General features: G+C 74.5%; 14 protein-coding genes. 5 read left to right on the forward strand and 9 right to left on the reverse strand.

Annotation, left to right across the window (positions count from 1 at the left end; genetic code table 11):
• Window positions 1-40 precede the first annotated feature (40 nt).
• Together ABZ576_RS28025 and ABZ576_RS28030 are read left to right on the forward strand one after the other, a co-directional pair.
• Complete coding sequence (locus ABZ576_RS28025) at window positions 41-859, forward strand: hypothetical protein (protein ID WP_360746588.1); 819 nt, start codon at window positions 41-43, stop codon at window positions 857-859.
• Between the two features lie 440 nt (window positions 860-1,299).
• Window positions 1,300-1,908 carry a sigma-70 family RNA polymerase sigma factor gene (locus ABZ576_RS28030; RefSeq protein WP_360746591.1) on the forward strand — a complete coding sequence of 203 codons (609 nt, stop codon included), beginning with the start codon at window positions 1,300-1,302 and terminating at the stop codon, window positions 1,906-1,908.
• A gap of 24 nt (window positions 1,909-1,932) precedes the next feature.
• Here the strand turns inward: ABZ576_RS28030 and ABZ576_RS28035 are convergent, their stop codons facing one another.
• The 5 genes from ABZ576_RS28035 to ABZ576_RS28055 all read right to left on the reverse strand — a co-directional run bounded on the left by ABZ576_RS28035 (window position 1,933) and on the right by ABZ576_RS28055 (window position 6,057).
• Window positions 1,933-2,826 (reverse strand): phosphorothioated DNA-binding restriction endonuclease, encoded by an 894-nt coding sequence (locus tag ABZ576_RS28035; protein ID WP_360746594.1) that lies wholly within the window; start codon window positions 2,824-2,826, stop codon window positions 1,933-1,935.
• Window positions 2,827-2,975: 149 nt separating this feature from the next.
• The gene (locus ABZ576_RS28040; protein WP_360746845.1) at window positions 2,976-4,262 is read right to left on the reverse strand and encodes a diacylglycerol kinase family protein; all 1,287 of its coding nucleotides are present in this window, start codon (window positions 4,260-4,262) and stop codon (window positions 2,976-2,978) included.
• Between the two features lie 68 nt (window positions 4,263-4,330).
• Window positions 4,331-4,774 carry a hypothetical protein gene (locus ABZ576_RS28045; RefSeq protein WP_360746597.1) on the reverse strand — a complete coding sequence of 148 codons (444 nt, stop codon included), beginning with the start codon at window positions 4,772-4,774 and terminating at the stop codon, window positions 4,331-4,333.
• 31 nt (window positions 4,775-4,805) lie between these two features.
• Window positions 4,806-5,270 (reverse strand): SHOCT domain-containing protein, encoded by a 465-nt coding sequence (locus tag ABZ576_RS28050; RefSeq protein WP_360746599.1) that lies wholly within the window; start codon window positions 5,268-5,270, stop codon window positions 4,806-4,808.
• 127 nt (window positions 5,271-5,397) lie between these two features.
• Window positions 5,398-6,057: a DUF308 domain-containing protein gene (locus ABZ576_RS28055; RefSeq protein WP_360746602.1), complete on the reverse strand. Its 660-nt coding sequence runs from the start codon at window positions 6,055-6,057 to the stop codon at window positions 5,398-5,400.
• A 448-nt stretch (window positions 6,058-6,505) separates the two neighbouring features.
• Here ABZ576_RS28055 and ABZ576_RS28060 point away from each other — a divergent pair, with 448 nt between their 5' ends.
• Together ABZ576_RS28060 and ABZ576_RS28065 are read left to right on the forward strand one after the other, a co-directional pair.
• Window positions 6,506-7,141, forward strand: a complete 636-nt coding sequence (locus ABZ576_RS28060; RefSeq protein ID WP_360746605.1) for a potassium channel family protein — start codon at window positions 6,506-6,508, stop codon at window positions 7,139-7,141.
• A gap of 26 nt (window positions 7,142-7,167) precedes the next feature.
• The gene (locus ABZ576_RS28065) at window positions 7,168-8,577 is read left to right on the forward strand and encodes a DUF2252 domain-containing protein (RefSeq protein ID WP_360746848.1); all 1,410 of its coding nucleotides are present in this window, start codon (window positions 7,168-7,170) and stop codon (window positions 8,575-8,577) included.
• Between the two features lie 49 nt (window positions 8,578-8,626).
• Here ABZ576_RS28065 and ABZ576_RS28070 read toward each other — a convergent pair whose 3' ends face one another.
• The 3 genes from ABZ576_RS28070 to ABZ576_RS28080 all read right to left on the reverse strand — a co-directional run bounded on the left by ABZ576_RS28070 (window position 8,627) and on the right by ABZ576_RS28080 (window position 11,124).
• Complete coding sequence (locus ABZ576_RS28070; protein WP_360746851.1) at window positions 8,627-8,824, reverse strand: hypothetical protein; 198 nt, start codon at window positions 8,822-8,824, stop codon at window positions 8,627-8,629.
• Between the two features lie 127 nt (window positions 8,825-8,951).
• Window positions 8,952-9,473 carry a hypothetical protein gene (locus ABZ576_RS28075; protein ID WP_360746608.1) on the reverse strand — a complete coding sequence of 174 codons (522 nt, stop codon included), beginning with the start codon at window positions 9,471-9,473 and terminating at the stop codon, window positions 8,952-8,954.
• A gap of 22 nt (window positions 9,474-9,495) precedes the next feature.
• Window positions 9,496-11,124: an MFS transporter gene (locus ABZ576_RS28080; RefSeq protein ID WP_360746611.1), complete on the reverse strand. Its 1,629-nt coding sequence runs from the start codon at window positions 11,122-11,124 to the stop codon at window positions 9,496-9,498.
• Window positions 11,125-11,463: 339 nt separating this feature from the next.
• Between ABZ576_RS28080 and ABZ576_RS28085 the strand changes: the two genes are divergently transcribed.
• On the forward strand, window positions 11,464-12,342 hold the full coding sequence (locus tag ABZ576_RS28085) for a hypothetical protein (RefSeq protein ID WP_360746614.1): 879 nt from the start codon (window positions 11,464-11,466) through the stop codon (window positions 12,340-12,342).
• Window positions 12,343-12,394: 52 nt separating this feature from the next.
• Here ABZ576_RS28085 and ABZ576_RS28090 read toward each other — a convergent pair whose 3' ends face one another.
• On the reverse strand, window positions 12,395-15,115 hold the full coding sequence (locus tag ABZ576_RS28090; protein WP_360746617.1) for a LuxR C-terminal-related transcriptional regulator: 2,721 nt from the start codon (window positions 15,113-15,115) through the stop codon (window positions 12,395-12,397).
• Between the last annotated feature and the right edge of the window lie 23 nt (window positions 15,116-15,138).

Here is a 15,138-nt window from a genome sequence, read left to right on the forward strand (position 1 = left end):
CCGCCGACGAGGCGAGCGCGGATGCGAGGATGAGGTCGCCATGACAGTCGGGTGGTGTTCTCGCACGATACGGGCCGCGGTGTTCGCGGCCCTCTGCGTGCTGCTCGCCGCCCTGGGCCATGTCCTGATGTCGGAGACCTCAGTGCCCTGGTGGGCGCTGACCGCGGGCGCGGTGGCGACCGGCGGCACGGCCTGGTGGCTGGCCGACCGGGAACGCGGACCGCTTCTCGTCGTCTCCCTCGCGGTGGTCACCCAGGCGGTGCTCCACACCGCGTTCTCCTTCGCCCAGTCCGCCGCACGCCCCACGGCGTGGCCCATGCCCGCCATGGGCCACGGCATGAGCGCCGTGCACCCGGTGCACCACATGGGGTCCATGGGGCATCCCGGCGCGGCGGGTGCCACGGGTTCCATGGGTTCCATGGGTTCGGGTTCCATGGGTTCCATGGGTTCCATGGGTCCGGATTCCATGGACTCGATGGGCGGCTCGATGGGCTCCATGGATCCGATGGGGTCGATGGACTCCATGGGGTCGATGGACGCCATGGGACCGATGGACTCCATGACCGGCATGTCGTCGATGACCGGCATGTCGTCGGCGGGCATGTTCCTCGCCCATCTGCTGGCCGCGGTCCTCTGCGGCCTGTGGCTCGCGTACGGCGAACGCGCCGCGTTCCGCATCATGCGGGCCCTCGCCGCCCGGCTCTTCGCGCCGCTGCGCCTGCTGCTCCGGCTGCCCGAGCCCCCGCACCGGCCGCGTGTCCGGCCCCGCCGGGCGGAGTCGGACCGGGCGCCGCGCCGCCTGCTCCTCACCCACGCGATCACCTCTCGGGGCCCGCCCACGGGGACCGCTGTCGCCTGACGACAGCCGGTTCCCCGAGGCGTACGACGGGCTACGGCCGTCGGGCCGCCGCGCCGAGGCCTGTCCACCGGCGACGGCGTCGCTGCCGAACCGCAGCGCTGCCGCTGCCGCTGCCGAGCGGTCGAGCTGCTGACCTGCTGACCTGCTGAGCTGTTCTGCCGGCAGGCCGCCGTGCCGACGAGCGTCCAGCGCACGAACGTGGAGCCCACGACGTGCAGCCCACGAGCGTGCAGCCCACGAGCGTCGAGCCGACGACCGTCGGGTCCGGCGCCGCCGTGCCGACGTCCCGGCGCGCCCTCGTTTCGCCGCCTCGGGCAACGGCCGTGCGCTCCCGCGCCCGGCCGCCTCCTCCTTCACCGGTTGTGCCGTGCTGCCCCGCCGCCCGCGGCGCGGGCCGGCCGGACACCGGACACCTGCTTCCCGAGAAGGACAGATCCCAGGTGATCACTGCTGCCCTGACTCCAGCGCGCGAACGTACCGAGGAAGAGTCGATCACGGCATGGGCGCTCGCCGCCCGTGGTGGCGACCCCGACGCCGTCGACCTCTTCGTCCGCGCCCTGCACCGAGACGTCCGCCGCTACGTGACCTACCTCGGCGCCGACCCGCACAGCGCCGACGACCTGACCCAGGAGACCTTCCTGCGGGCGCTGGGCAGCCTGCACCGGTTCGAGGGCGGCTCGTCGGCCCGCACCTGGCTGCTCTCCATCGCCCGCAGGGCGGTGATCGACAGCCTGCGCAACCGCTCGTGCCGGCCGCGGCTCTGCGACACGGACGACTGGCAGTCGGCCGCCGAACGCGCCCAGCCGTGCGACCTGCCCGGCTTCGACGACGGCATCGCCCTCACCGAACTGCTGGACACGCTCCCCGCCGAGCGCCGCGAGGCATTCGTCCTCACCCAGCTGGTCGGGCTCCCCTACGCGGAGGCGGCCCTCGTCAGCGACTGCCCGGTCGGCACGGTCCGCTCCCGCGTGGCGCGCGCCCGCACCACCCTGGTCACCTGGCTGACGGAGGCGGAGCACACCACCCGGATGTTCGGGGGAGAGACCTGACGGGAGCGGGGTAAGGCCGCCGGGTCAGGCCGCCGCGGCGGGCCGTGGTTCGCCGTGGAAGACGTGCCGGGCATGCCAGTCTCGGTGCGCTCCGGCAACGGGGCGCGAGCCGGGCCGCGGGCCGATGAGCGGGCGGCCCGCGAGGGCCGTGACGTGCTCGCGGGCGGCGGGGCTGTGACCGACGAAGCGCTGGGAGACGAGAACGCGTTGATCGTCTCCCACGCCGAGGACGCCCTTGTCGAAGAGCTTGTGGTGCAGCGCGCACAGGCAGAGCCCGTTCTCGACCTCGTCGGGCCCGCCGAACGCCCACCAGCGCACGTGCGCGGCCTCCAGCCCGACCGGTACCGCGCCGATCCTGCCGTCGTATCCGCAGAAGGCGCACCGGTACTCGTAGGCGGTCAGGACCAGTTCCCGCATCTTCCGGTCCCGCTGCCTGCCTACCGCCGAGAGCCGCTCGGTCCGCGCCGGCTCCAGGTCCAGCCCGACGGCCTCGCACAGCTCCCCGTGGAGGGAGGGCGGGAAGTGCAGGTCGAGCAGCAGTCGCGCGATTCTGCCGAGCAGGTCCGGTTCACGGCGCAGGGCCGCCCTCAGGTCCGGCGCGAGCTGCCCGGTGGCGCCCGTCTCCCGCAGGTCCCGTATCCCGCTGCCGGGGCTGCCCGGTCCGCGATCGGTGCGGACCTCCCACACGCCGTCGCTGACCAAGTGGTGGAAGGGATACGCGGGCGTGGTCCTGTGCGGCGGGCCGTACTCGGTCAGCAGGCGCTGCAGGTCGTGCTCCACCGCGGTGTACCGCAGGCCGCCGCCGGCGTCCTCCTGGAAGCGGCCGAGCGCGTACAGCAGCAGCAGCGGCTTGTGCGGAGCGCGGGTACCGCTCCTGGTCCACTGCCTCAGCTTCGCCATCCGCTCCAGCCAGTCCACGAAGGCTGATCGTAGACGCGCCCCGCGGCTCACGGCCGGGCGGGCCGGTGCGGTCGATGTGCCGTCCCTGACGGTGACGGCTGGGCTTCCGGCGTTGGGTGGGAGCGGTCGGGTGGGAGCGGTCGGGGTGGTCTCCGGTGTCGGGTCACTCATCCGTGGCCCGGCAGGCGTCCCAGGGCCAGCCGGGCCACGTGGGGCCAGTCGGCCGGTCCGCCGACGGCGCGCGCGGCGTGGGGGCGGTGGCGGGGCACCCGTACCCGCAGGGCGCCGGGTGCGCTGCGGCACACGACGGGTGAGGGCAGGACGACGTGCTCTCCGTCGATGCCGACCGGGAGGGTGCCGGTGCCGGCCTCGACGACGACTTCCCCGGCGGTCATCCGGACGAGTCCCCCCGCGCGCGGGCCGCGCACCAGGCCGGCCGCCTGAGCGGTGTTGCCGACGCGCACGCACACCACGCCGAGGAGGCCCGAGTCCAGCCGTGCCCGGCGTCCCGGACAGGCCGCGTCGACGGCCCGCCCGTAGGGGTTGTTGCTGACGAGGAGCGCCTGCAGTCCGTCGACGTGCCTCCCGTCGGCCCGCGCCCGCAGTCCGGGGGCGTCCTCGCCCGTGAGGAGGCCGGGGAGGGTGCGCAGGGTCGTGCGGGCCTTGGCGTCCCGGTACGCGGGGTCGGTGACGACGGACGCGTACGTGCCGAACGAGGCGTTGTTGACGAAGACCCGGTCCGCGGCGTACCCGAGGTCGACGCGGAGTTCGACGCCGTGGGTGAGGCCTTCCAGGGCCGCCGCCGGATCGTCGCGGTCGAGGCCGAGGTCCAGGGCGAAGTGGTTGCGGGTCCCGGCGGGGATCACCACGAACGGCAGGTCGTGGCGTGCCGCGACCTCGGCCACCAGTGCCTGGGTGCCGTCGCCGCCCGCCACCGCCAGCAGATCGGCCCCGTCGGCGACGGCCTGCCGGGCCAGTGCGGCGACATCCCGGCCGCCTTCGAGCAGGACCACCCGGCAGCCGGCCGCCCGGGCCCTGTCGGCCAGGTGGAAACGGCCCACCTTGCCGCCGCCTGACCGCGGATTCATGAGGACCCAGGGGTGGCGGGGCGCCTCGGCGACCTCCCGCCCGACCCGCTCGGCGGCGGTGTGCCCGGGGCTCAGGGCCCTGCGCGCCGCCGTGACGGCCAGGACCCACAGCGCCAGGGACAGCACGGCCGGCCCCAGCATGCCGGACGCGGCGTAGAGGGCCAGGACGGCGACCGGTGCCGCCACCGACAGCACGGCCCCGAGAGCACGGAGCGCTCCGGTGTGCGCCAGGGCCCACCACACCCCGACGGCGGCCAGCGCCAGTCCGGCGAGGCCCGCCAGCACCCACAGCACGCTCCGCAGACCGGCGGCGACGAGCGGCACCAGGACGCTCCCCAGCAGGGCGAGCACGGCGAGGCGGGCCAGTGCCGTACCACCCGTGGGTACGGCCGGGGCCGCCCCTCCCGGTTCCCTCGTGCCGCCGTCGCGTCGCACTAGGCCGGAGGCCGCTTCTCGGACAGGTCGAAGAGGTTGCCGCGCTGCACCACGCACAGGGCCCAGATGATGAAGCCCGAGATGGTGATCATCACGACCGACCACACCGGGTAGTACGGCAGCGAGAGGAAGTTGGCGATGATGACGAGTCCGGCGATGGCCACGCCGGCGACGCGCGCCCAGGTCGCTGTCCTGAGCAGTCCGTAGCTGACGATCATGGCGACCACGCCCAGGACCAGGTGGATCCAGCCCCAGCCGGTCAGGTCGAACTCGAACACGTAGTTGCGCGTCGTGAGGAAGACGTCGTCCTCGGCGATGCCCATGATGCCCCGGAAGAGGTCGAGCAGGCCGACGAGGAAGAGCATCACGGCCGCGAAGGCCGTCAGGCCGGTCGCCCATTCCTGCTTCGCCGTGTGTGCGGACCGGGTGTGTGCCGTGGTCATCTTGCGCCTCGTTTCGTGTGATTCGGGATGCTCAGCGATGGGCTGTGGGGGAGGTGGGCCCCGACTGCTCCGCCGGACCGTGGCCGCTCAGGACCAGGTCCTTCGCCCGGCGGAACTCCTCGTCCGTGATGTCGCCGCGGGAGCGGATCTCGGACAGCCTGGCGAGTTCGTCGACGCTGCTGGGCCGGCCGCCGGCCGCGGTCTGCCTGATGTAGGCGTTGAACTCCTCCTGCTGGGCGCGCGCCTGCGCGATCTCGCGGCGGCCCATGTTCTTGCCGCGGGCGATGAGGTAGACGAAGACGCCCAGGAAGGGCAGCAGGATGGTGAACGCCAGCCAGCCGGCCTTCCCCCAGCCGCTCAGGTCGTCGTCACGGAAGACGTCGACGACGACCCGGAAGAGCAGGACGAACCACATGATCCACAGGAAGAACAGGAGCATGCTCCAGAAGACGCTCAGCAGGGGATAGTCGTAGGCCAGATACGTCTGCGCACTCATGTCTCTCCTCCGTCCCGGCGCCCGCCCGGCCGCCGTCGCGTGCTGTCCTCAGCGTGGGCGCGGCAAGGGGCGGGCGGCCTCACCCGATGCGGGTGAGCGTGCGGCGGCCGTGCTCCGCTCGTTCCCCTCAGACCGTCGCCGCGGGGGCGCGCGGCCCCGCGGGGCGCGCCTTGCGGAGCGCGGCCCGCCACGCGAGGGCGACCACCGCCTCGGCCAGGCCCAGCAGGACGAGCCACAGACCGAGCAGGCGGGTCAGGGCGCGGGCCGACTCCGCGGGCAGGGCGAGCACCACGATCCCCGCGACGATGCCGAGTACCGCGGCGACCGTGAGGACGCCGCGGTGCGGCAGGTCCTCGGCGGAGACGGCCGTGTAGAGGGTGAGGGCGCCCGACACGAGCCAGACGGCCCCGGTGATCAGCGAGAGCGCGGCGATCGTCTGCAGCGGGTTGCGCAGGCACAGCACCCCGGCCAGGACGTACAGCACGGCCAGGAGCAGCCCCGGCAACCGCTCGTGCCCCTCCCGCGCGAAGACGGCGACGAACCGGAACGCCCCGGTGACCAGCAGGTACAGGCCGAGGAGGACCGCCAGGACGTGCAGGGTCGCCTCCGGCCACACCAGCACCAGGACGCCCGGCACCAGCGTCGAGACGGCCGACCCCAGGAGCCAGGTCCAGGAACGGCCCAGACGCGCGAGCACGTCTGCACAGTCCCCCAGGGGGCCGGGGGCCGCCCCGCCGGGCTCGGGTTCCCGCCCGGTACGCGACGCCGGACCATGCGGCATGGTCATGGCTCCTCCTCGCATGGTCAGCCGTCGCCTCCGGAAGCCGACGGGGCGGGGTGGGGGGCCGGTGCGCGAGCGCCCGACCGCTTCAGGGTCACGCCCGCCGCCCGGTGACCGGCTCACCCACCACGGGTGATCCATCGCCGCCGCGGGCGGGGGTGAGCTGGACATCTCCCGGCGCCCGGCCCACCCGCCTTCCGGGGCCGGAGGGAGCGAGCCGACACAGCCGAGACAGCGAGCCGACACAGCCGGAGGGAGCGAGCCGACACAGCCGAGACAGCGAGCCGACGCAGCCGGAGACAGCGAGCCGACGCAGCCGGAGACAGCGAGCCGGCGCAGCCGGAGAGAGCGAGCGGGCACGGCCGTGCGAACGAGCCGGCAGGGCCGGAGCAAGCGAGCCGGCCCGGCTGGAGGGCGCGGGAGGACACGGCCGGAGGGAGCGGGAAGGCACGACATGAGCGATCCGCACACCGGACGGGCGGACCGGTCCCGGTCCGGGCCGGACGCGGGCCGGCCGCTCCGGCGGCTCCGCCCCCGTCACTGGGCGGCGGTCGTCGCCGTCGCCCGCGCCGTGCTCATCACGGTCGGCCTCGTCGCCGCCTACTACCTGCTGCCTCTGGACGAGCGCGGCACGGTCGGCGCGTCGGCGCTGCTCGTGTGCGGCCTGCTGGCGGTGCTGCTGGTGTTCGGATGGGAGGTGCGGGTCATCGCGCGCTCACCGCACCCGCGGCTGCGGGCCGTCGAGGCCCTGGCCGCCACGCTGGCGCTGTTCCTGATCCTCTTCGCCGGCGCCTACCACCTGCTCGACCGCACCGCCCCGGGCTCCTTCAGCGAGCCGCTGACCAGGACGGATGCCTTGTACTTCACTCTGACCACCTTCAGCACGGTCGGCTACGGGGACATCACCGCCCGGTCCCAGACCGGGCGTGTGCTCGTGATGCTGCAGATGGCGGGAGGGCTGCTGCTCGTCGGCGTCGCGGCCCGGGTGCTGGCGAGCGCGGTCCAGGCGGGGCTGCGCCGGCAGCGCCGCGGACCCGCGGCGCGGGCGGGCTCCGGCACCGGAACGCCGGACGAGGAGGCGGAACCATGACCGTGCCGGGCGCTTCCACCGGAACCATGACCGTGCCGAGCGCTTTCACCGCGTCCCTGTCCCCGTCCGAGCGAGCGGCGTACGGCAGGAACGCGCGCCGACGGGCGTCGCGCTCGTCGCACGGCCGGTACGAGACCGCGCGGTGCCGACCCGACCCGGTCGAGGTGGTGGAGCGGCAGTCGGCCGAGCGGGTGCCCGAGCTGGTGCCGATCCGCTACGGCCGCATGCTGGAGTCGCCGTTCCGCTTCTATCGCGGCGCCGCCGCGATCATGGCGGCCGACCTGGCACCCCTGCCCCGCACCGGGCTCCAGGTGCAGCTCTGCGGGGACGCCCACCCCCTGAACTTCCGGCTGCTCGCCTCGCCGGAGCGCCGCCTGGTCTTCGACATCAACGACTTCGACGAGACCCTGCCCGGACCGTTCGAGTGGGACGTCAAACGGCTGGCGGCCGGTTTCGTGACGGCGGCCCGGGCGAACGGCTTCTCGCTGAAGGAGCAGAACGGCATCGTGCGCGCCTGCGTGCGGGCGTACCGGGAGCGGATGCGCGAGTTCGCCGGGATGCGCACCCTGGACATCTGGTACGCCCAGGACGACGCCGACCGGCTGCGGGAGCTGATGACCTCGTCGAGGGAGGCGGCGGCGGCACTCCGTGGCGCCCGGGCGGCGGAGCGGGCCCGTGCGCGTACCCATCTGCGCGCCTTCGCCAAGCTCACCGAGACCACGGCACAGGGTCGCCGCATCACCCCCGACCCGCCACTGGTCACTCCGCTCGGCCAGCTGCTGGACGATCCCTCCGAAGAGGGGCGCGAGGACGAGCTGCGGACCCTGGTGGACGGGTACGCGCGCACCCTGCCGCCCGAACGCCGCCACCTGCTGCGCCACTACCGCCTGGTGGACATGGCCCGGAAGGTGGTGGGCGTCGGCAGCGTCGGTACGCGCTGCTGGATCCTGCTCCTGCTCGGCAGGGACGACGACGATCCGCTGCTGCTCCAGGCCAAGGAAGCCCAGGAGTCGGTGCTGTCCGCCCACACGGGCGGCGACCGCTACGGCAACCAGGGGCGACGCGTGGTCACCGGACAGCGGCTGATGCAGACGACCAGTGACATCTTCCTGGGCTGGACGCGCGTGACCGGCCTCGACGGGCGGGAGCGGGACTTCTACGTGCGCCAGCTGTGGGACTGGAAGGGCATCGCCCGGCCGGAGACCATGGAACCGGGCCTGCTCGCCCTCTTCGGCCGGCTGTGCGGGGCGTCCCTGGCCCGGGCGCACGCCCGCTCGGGCGATCCCGTCGCCATCGCCGCCTACCTGGGCGCCGGCGACCGCTTCGACCGGGCGCTCACGGAGTTCGCCCAGTCCTACGCCGACCAGAACGAACGGGACCACCGGGCGCTGGAGGCCGCCTGCCGATCCGGCCGGATCAGGGCGGAGCGGCTCTGAGCGCCCCGGTCCGAGAGGGCCGGACGCGGGCGCCCGCACCGGGCCCCCGTCACTCCGGCAGCTGGCGCATCTCCACGACCCTGAGTCCCAGTGACTGGCAGCGGGCCAGCAGCCCGTAGAGGTGCGCTTCGTCCACGACAGGGCCGAACAGGATGGTCTGGCCGGACATCACGACGTGGCCCAGCTCGGGAAACGCCTTGGCCAGCGTCTCCGACAGGTGTCCCTCGATGCGGATCTCGTAGCGCACGAGCTGTCCCTCCATGGACTGCCTCGGTGCGGCGGACGGCGCCCCTCCATGCGATCGTCCGCCTCCGTGGCCCCGTCGGACCTCACCCGGTACAGGTGACCGCCGCCCGGCGAGCGGACACCGGGGGTCAGTGCTTCAGCACGATCTTGAAGGAGATGATCAGCAGCCCGAGCACCAGGTTGACCGCCGCGGTGGCGGCCGTCAGCCGCGGCGAGGCACCGGCGCGGCGGGCTGCGGCCACGGACCAGCCCACCTGGCCGGCCACGGCGACGCCGAGAGCCAGCCAGAGAGCACCTCGCACGTCCAGTCCCAGCAGCGGGCTGACGGCCACCGCGGCGGCCGGCGGAACGGCGGCCTTGACGATCGGCCACTCGTCCCGGCACACGTGCAGGACGACGTGCCGGTCCAGCGCCCGTTGCGCCAGGCGCGCCCCGAACAGCTGGGCGTGCACGTGCGCGACCCAGAACACCACTCCGGTCAGCAACAGCAGCAGCACCAGCTCGGTGCGGGGGAACGAGCCCAGGGAGCCCGCGCCGATCACCACGGAGACCGCGAGCATGGACCCGTAGACGCCGCCCGTGTAGTCCGCGTGGGCACGGCGCTCGGCACGGCGCTCCGCGCGGGTCGCGGCCGGACCGTTCCTGGACACGGCTGACTCCCTCCCTCGCGCCTCAGCGCGTCGATCCGGTCGCCCCGGGCGGAGCTTCGGTGTCCGGCCGCCGCGGACGGCCCGCCCGGGCGGTGGGCAGGTGGGGCGTGACCAGGAAGCCGGCGAGGGCGACGCCGCCGGTGGCCAGGATCGCCGCCTTCAGGCCGTCCAGCTGCGCGGAGGCGTAGGAGTCCGTGACGGCGCCGACCTCGGACGGCGGCAGCCCGGCACGCTCGGCCGCCGAGCGCACCTGATCGGTGGGGACGAAGGTGACCCCGGCCTCCAGGGCGACACCGACCTGGTCAGCGGTCTGTTCGGACAGCCGCGGATGGTCGTCCACCTGCGTGGTGAAGGCGTGGGCCAGCGCACCGATCAGGATGGACCCGATGAGCGCGGTGCCCAGCGCGGAGCCCAGGTTCTGTGCCGTGAACTGGAGCCCCCCGGCCTCACTGCGTTCCTCCTCGCCGACGCTCGACTGGACGACGTTGCCCAGCTGCGAGGCGAGCAGGCCGACGCCGACGCCCAGCAGGGCCATGGCTCCGGCGAACTGCGCGTCGTCGATGGCCGGCTCGATGGTGGCCAGCAGCCACACGATCGCCACCGCCAGGATCACCAGGGCCAGCCGGACCACCCGGCGCGGTCCCATGACCCGCCCCAGCGACGAAGCGGACAGCGAGGTCACGAACATGGTCACGGACACCGGGAGCAGCCGCAGGCCCGTCTCGAAGGCGTCGAAGCCCTGCACCACCTGCAGATACAGCGGGATGGTGAAGAACAGCCCCAGCAGGATGAGGTTCTGGCTCAGCAGCGTCAGCAGGCCGGACCGCAGCACCGGTCTGCCCAGCAGGGACAGGTGCACGAGGGGGGCGACGCCCTGCTGCTCCCGCCGTACCTCCCAGTGCCGGAAGAGGGCGAGGACGGCCGCTCCGGCGCCGATGACGAACAGCGTCGGGGCGAAGCCGAGGACGGTGAAGGGAGGGTTGCGGGGCTGCACCCATCCCCAGGTGCTGCTCTGCAGCACCCCGAGCACGCCCAGCCCCAGTCCGGCCGCGGAGAGCACCGCACCGACCAGGTCCAGCCGGGGACGCGGACCGCTCGGGGCGGGCGTCGCGATCACCCGGCGGCACAGCAGGACGGCCATGACGACCACGACCTCGCCGGCGAAGACCAGCCGCCACGTCAGGTACGTCGTCACCCAGCCGCCCAGCAGCGGACCGACCGCGATCCCGGCGCCGGCGAGCCCGCCGATGACCGCGTAGGCGACGGCCCGGTCCTTCCCGCGGTACGACTCCGCGACGAGGGCGGCCATGGCGGGCAGCACCATGGCGGCTCCGATCCCCTCGATGACGGACCAGCCCAGCATGAGGACCCCCAGGGTGGGTGCCAGGGCCGTCAGGGCGGACCCCACGCCGTAGACGACCAGCCCCAGCAGGAACATGCGGCGACGCCCCAGAATGTCCCCGAACCTGCCACCGATGAGCATGAAGGCGGCCATGACCAGCGCGTACAGCGTGATGACGGCCTGGATGGCGGTGACCTCCGTGTCGAAGTCCTCGACCAGCTGACTGATGGACACGTTCATGACGGAGGTGTCCAGGACCATCAGGAACTGGGCGGTGCCGAGGACGATCAGAGCCCGCCACTGCTTCACGCTGTCCACCTCGCAGAGTCGTCCCGGCTCGGACACGCGGCCGCGGACGGCGGGGCGGCCGGGCCGGCGCCCGCCTCGCCGCTCTCTCCATCGCATCCCACGCCCGGCCCCCGTGCCTCACCCGCCACGGGGGAAGGGCCGCGCCGCGTCGGTGTGCGGCCAGGCGCCGGTTCCGGCGGTGCGGTGAGCCGGGCGGCCGCCCGGCGAAGGCAGGGAGGACCGACGTTCGCCCCTGTTCGGGGTGATTCGTGGTAGATACGACATGTGCCGCACCGGGATCATCCGAGAACCGCGGGCGCCCGCGAGGAGCCCTCCCACGCACGCCCGCTGCTGGCTCTGGTGATCACCGATCCCGGGCACCTCCCCGAACTCCTCGCCGAGTTCGCCGTACGCCGCATCGGCCCGGCCGTGCCCGAGGCGATCGCCTCGCTCCGGCGGAGCCACCCCGACGCCGGTGAGGCGGAGCTCCGGGCCCGGGTGGTCGCTCGTGGCCGACGGACCGTCGTGGCGGAGGGGTCCGTCGTCGGCGGCCCGTTCCTCGTGCTCATCCCCCTCGCGTTCTGTGCGGCACTGCTCCGCCAGGCACGTACGGTCCTGGAACTCGCCGCCCTGGACGGCCGCGACCCCACGGCGAGCGCCCGCGCCGCGGAACTCCTCGTCCTCCAGGGCGTGTACGAGACCACCCGCCAGGCGCAGGAGGCGCTCGACCGCACCCCGCGCCCGGCCGGCGCCCCCGCCCGCCGGCGGCGATGGGCGGCCCTGTGGACCGTCACCCTGCGCATGGCCCACCTCCTCGGCCTGGTCGCGCCGGCCGGGGAGAGCCAGGAGACGGGCGGGCGCGTACGGCGGGTCGCCGTCCAGCTCCGGGGGTGGTCGCTGCTCGGCGTGGTCTTCCTGGCCGGCCTGGTCGCGCCCCTCGTCTGGCTCCCGTACATGGCGGTGGTCTACCGGCGTGCCGACGCCCGCCTGGCGGACCGCGTCCTCGCCTACTACTTCGCCGCCCCCGCCCCGCGCCGGACCTCCCGCCTCGATCCGGAAGTCCTGGCGGCCGTGCTCCGTGCCCTCGTCTCACTCCTCGTGCCGATCGTCCTGACCGCCGTGGTCTTCCTGACCGGCCTGCGCATCGCCGGGAGCCGCTGGCCCGCCGTCGGCATCCTCCTGGCCACGGCGTCCGCCGGGGCCGGCGCGCTCTGGTACCGCCGCCGGCGGCGCCCCTGACCGTCCCGCGGAGCCCGGCGGGGCGGGCGCCGGCGCTTCCACCGGCGCGTGTTCACAGCAGCCGCAGGTCGCGGGCGCGGCGCACCGCCTCGCCGCGCCGGTTCACCGCCAGCTTCCGGTAGACGCTCTTGAGGTGCGTCTTCACCGTGTTCACGGACACGTACAGGTCGGCGGCGACCTCCTCCGTCGACATCATCCGGGCCACCCGCTCCAGGACGTCGCGCTCGCGCCGGCTCAGTTCCACCGCGACGAGCGGCGGGGGCGGCGACCCCGCACGGGGCTGGTCACCACGTCGCGGTGGGCCGGGCCTGAGCCAGCCCGCCGCCAGCTCGCGGAGCGGATCCGTGGCCAGGAGGGGCCGGATCCACGCTCCCGCGTCGAGGAACGGACGGCGCAGCCGCTCCCGCCTGGCATCGAGGAGCGCCTGCGCCACGAGCCTGCGGGCGGTGGCGGTGTCCCCCGCCCCCTGAGCGGCCCGGGCCCGCACGAGCGCCGCCCGCACGGTCACCCCGGGCCCGGCCGGGCCCTCGGAGCGCATGCCGTCGAGCAGGTCGAGGGCCGCCCCGGTGCGGCCCGCGGCGGCCTGGATCGCCGCGGCCTCCACGGCACACGTGGGCTGGTCGCCGGACACGCGCCGCAGCACCTCGGTGGCCTCGTCCGGCCGTCCCTCGGCCAGGTACGCGGCGGAGGCGACGAGCGCTTCGTGGCCCGCGGCCCAGGGTGAGGCCACGGCGGTGGCGACGGACGGGTCCGCCGCCTCGACGGCGGCTCGTACCTGGCCCCTGACCAGCAGCAGGCGCGCCGTGGCGAGGGCCCGTCCCCCCGCCGTCACCGGATCGGGCGCTCCCGAGGGGAGCCGGGCCGTCTCGTCGAGGAGGGCCTGCGCCCGGTCCAGCTCATGGCGGTCGACGGCCACGGCGGCCAGGACCAGCCGTTCGATGCCGGAGCCGGGGGGCTGGGGCAGGCCGGCCCGCTCCGCCTCGGACACCGCCGCCAGGGCCCTGCGCTCCGCCCGGCCGGGCCAGCCGTTCAGGTAGTCGAGCAGGGCCAGGTGCCCCATCGACTCCTGCCGGGGCAGCACGGTGGAGGCCCTGCCGGGAGTGCCGGCCACGGCGGTCAGGGCGGCGCGCGCCTCCTCGAAGCGCCCCGCCCACAGACGGGCCGACCCCAGGTGGGTCAGCAGCAGGGCGGGGATCTCGGGATGTTCGTCCAAGAGGTGCGCCGGAACCTCCCGCCGCAGCTCATCGGCCGCCCGGGCGGCCTCCTCGGCGCGGGGGGGACACCCGGTCAGCCGGGCGGCCAGCGTCTCCAGCAGCGCTCGGCTCAGCTGGGCCGCCGCCCGGTCGGGCACGTCGGGCGCCGGTTCGGACTCCGCTCCGGACGCCTCGGGAGCCAGCCGTTCCCCGGCGTGGCGCAGGCGCGCCAGACCCCGGCCGAGGTCGCGCCGGGCCAGGTCCCGGGCCGCCCGCACGAGGTCCGTCGCGGGGCTCCTGGCCTCGGGCCCCATGTGGGAGAACAACTGGATCAGCTCGCCCGAGCGCAGGCCGGTGAAGAGCTCGCCGATCGCCATGTCGTCGATGAGGGCCCCGGCGGTGAAATCCCACTCGCCCGCGGCGGCGCCATGGGCGAGTGTCTCCGGCAGGCATCCGTGCCGGCGCAGCCACCGCGCGGCCCGCCGGTGCAGTTCCGGTTCCAGTCCCGGCAGGCGCACGCGCAGATGGGCCCGGAGTATCTCCCCGAACAGCGGGTGGAGCCGGTACCACGAGTGCCCGAGGTGCTCGACGAACGCGTTCGCGCGGTGCAGCCCGGCCAGGATCGGCTCGGCGTCGCTCCGGCCGGTCAGCGCGTCGGCCAGACCCGGACTGAAGCGCTCCAGGACGCTGACCCGCAGCAGCAGGTCCTGGGTCTTCGCCGGCTGCCCCTTGAGGACCTCGGCCAGCAGGAAGTCCGCGATCGTACTGCGGTCCGCCTCGAACTCCTTCAGGTAGCGCTCGGGGTCGGCGCTCTCCCGGGCGGCCAGGGCGGACAGGCGCAGGCCGGCGGCCCAGCCCCGGGTACGGTCCACCAGGGAGCACGCGGCGTCCACCGGCAGAACCAGACCGTGCAGCTCCAGCAGCGCGACGGCCTCCTCCGGGGTGAAGGCCAGCTCGGCGGCGCGGATCTCCGTCAGCTCGCCGGCCGCCCGGTGACGGTGCAGCGGGAGCAGCGGTTCGGTGCGGGTGACGAGGACCAGGTGCAGCCCCCGCCCGGCGTGGCGCAGGACGAACTCCAGCTGCTCCGCGACGTCGGGAGCGGTCACGCGGTCGAACTCGTCGAGCACGACGACCACGGGCCGGTCCTGATCGTCCAGTTCGGCCGCGAGTGCCGCCAGGAGCCGGTCGTCCACCCGGGACGCGTCTGCCGGGCACCCGACCGGGCCGGGCGCCAGCGCACCGCAGGCACGCAGGGCCTGGATGACGTACGCCCAGAAGACCCCCGGGCGCCGGTCCCCCGCTTCCACGGTGAGCCAGGCGACCGGCTGCCGCAGGCCGGCGGCCCAGTCGGCGGCCAGCAGGGTCTTGCCCGCCCCGGCCGCGCCGTTGAGCAGGGTCAACGGTGTCCGCAGGGCCTGGTCGAGGTGATCGGCGAGCCGCTGCCGCCGCAGGAACGTCCCGGGCCGCGCGGGCAGGGCGAATCTGGTGCGCAGGAACGGGTCTCCCGGGGGACCGGCGCGCGAAACGGCCGGCACGATCGGAACGGCCGGTCCTCGCGCGTCCCCGTAGGTCTCGGCCACGGCGCTCACCACCCCTGTCCGTC

It is taken from the genome of Streptomyces sp. NPDC013455 (assembly GCF_040632975.1).
Classification (GTDB): domain Bacteria; phylum Actinomycetota; class Actinomycetes; order Streptomycetales; family Streptomycetaceae; genus Streptomyces.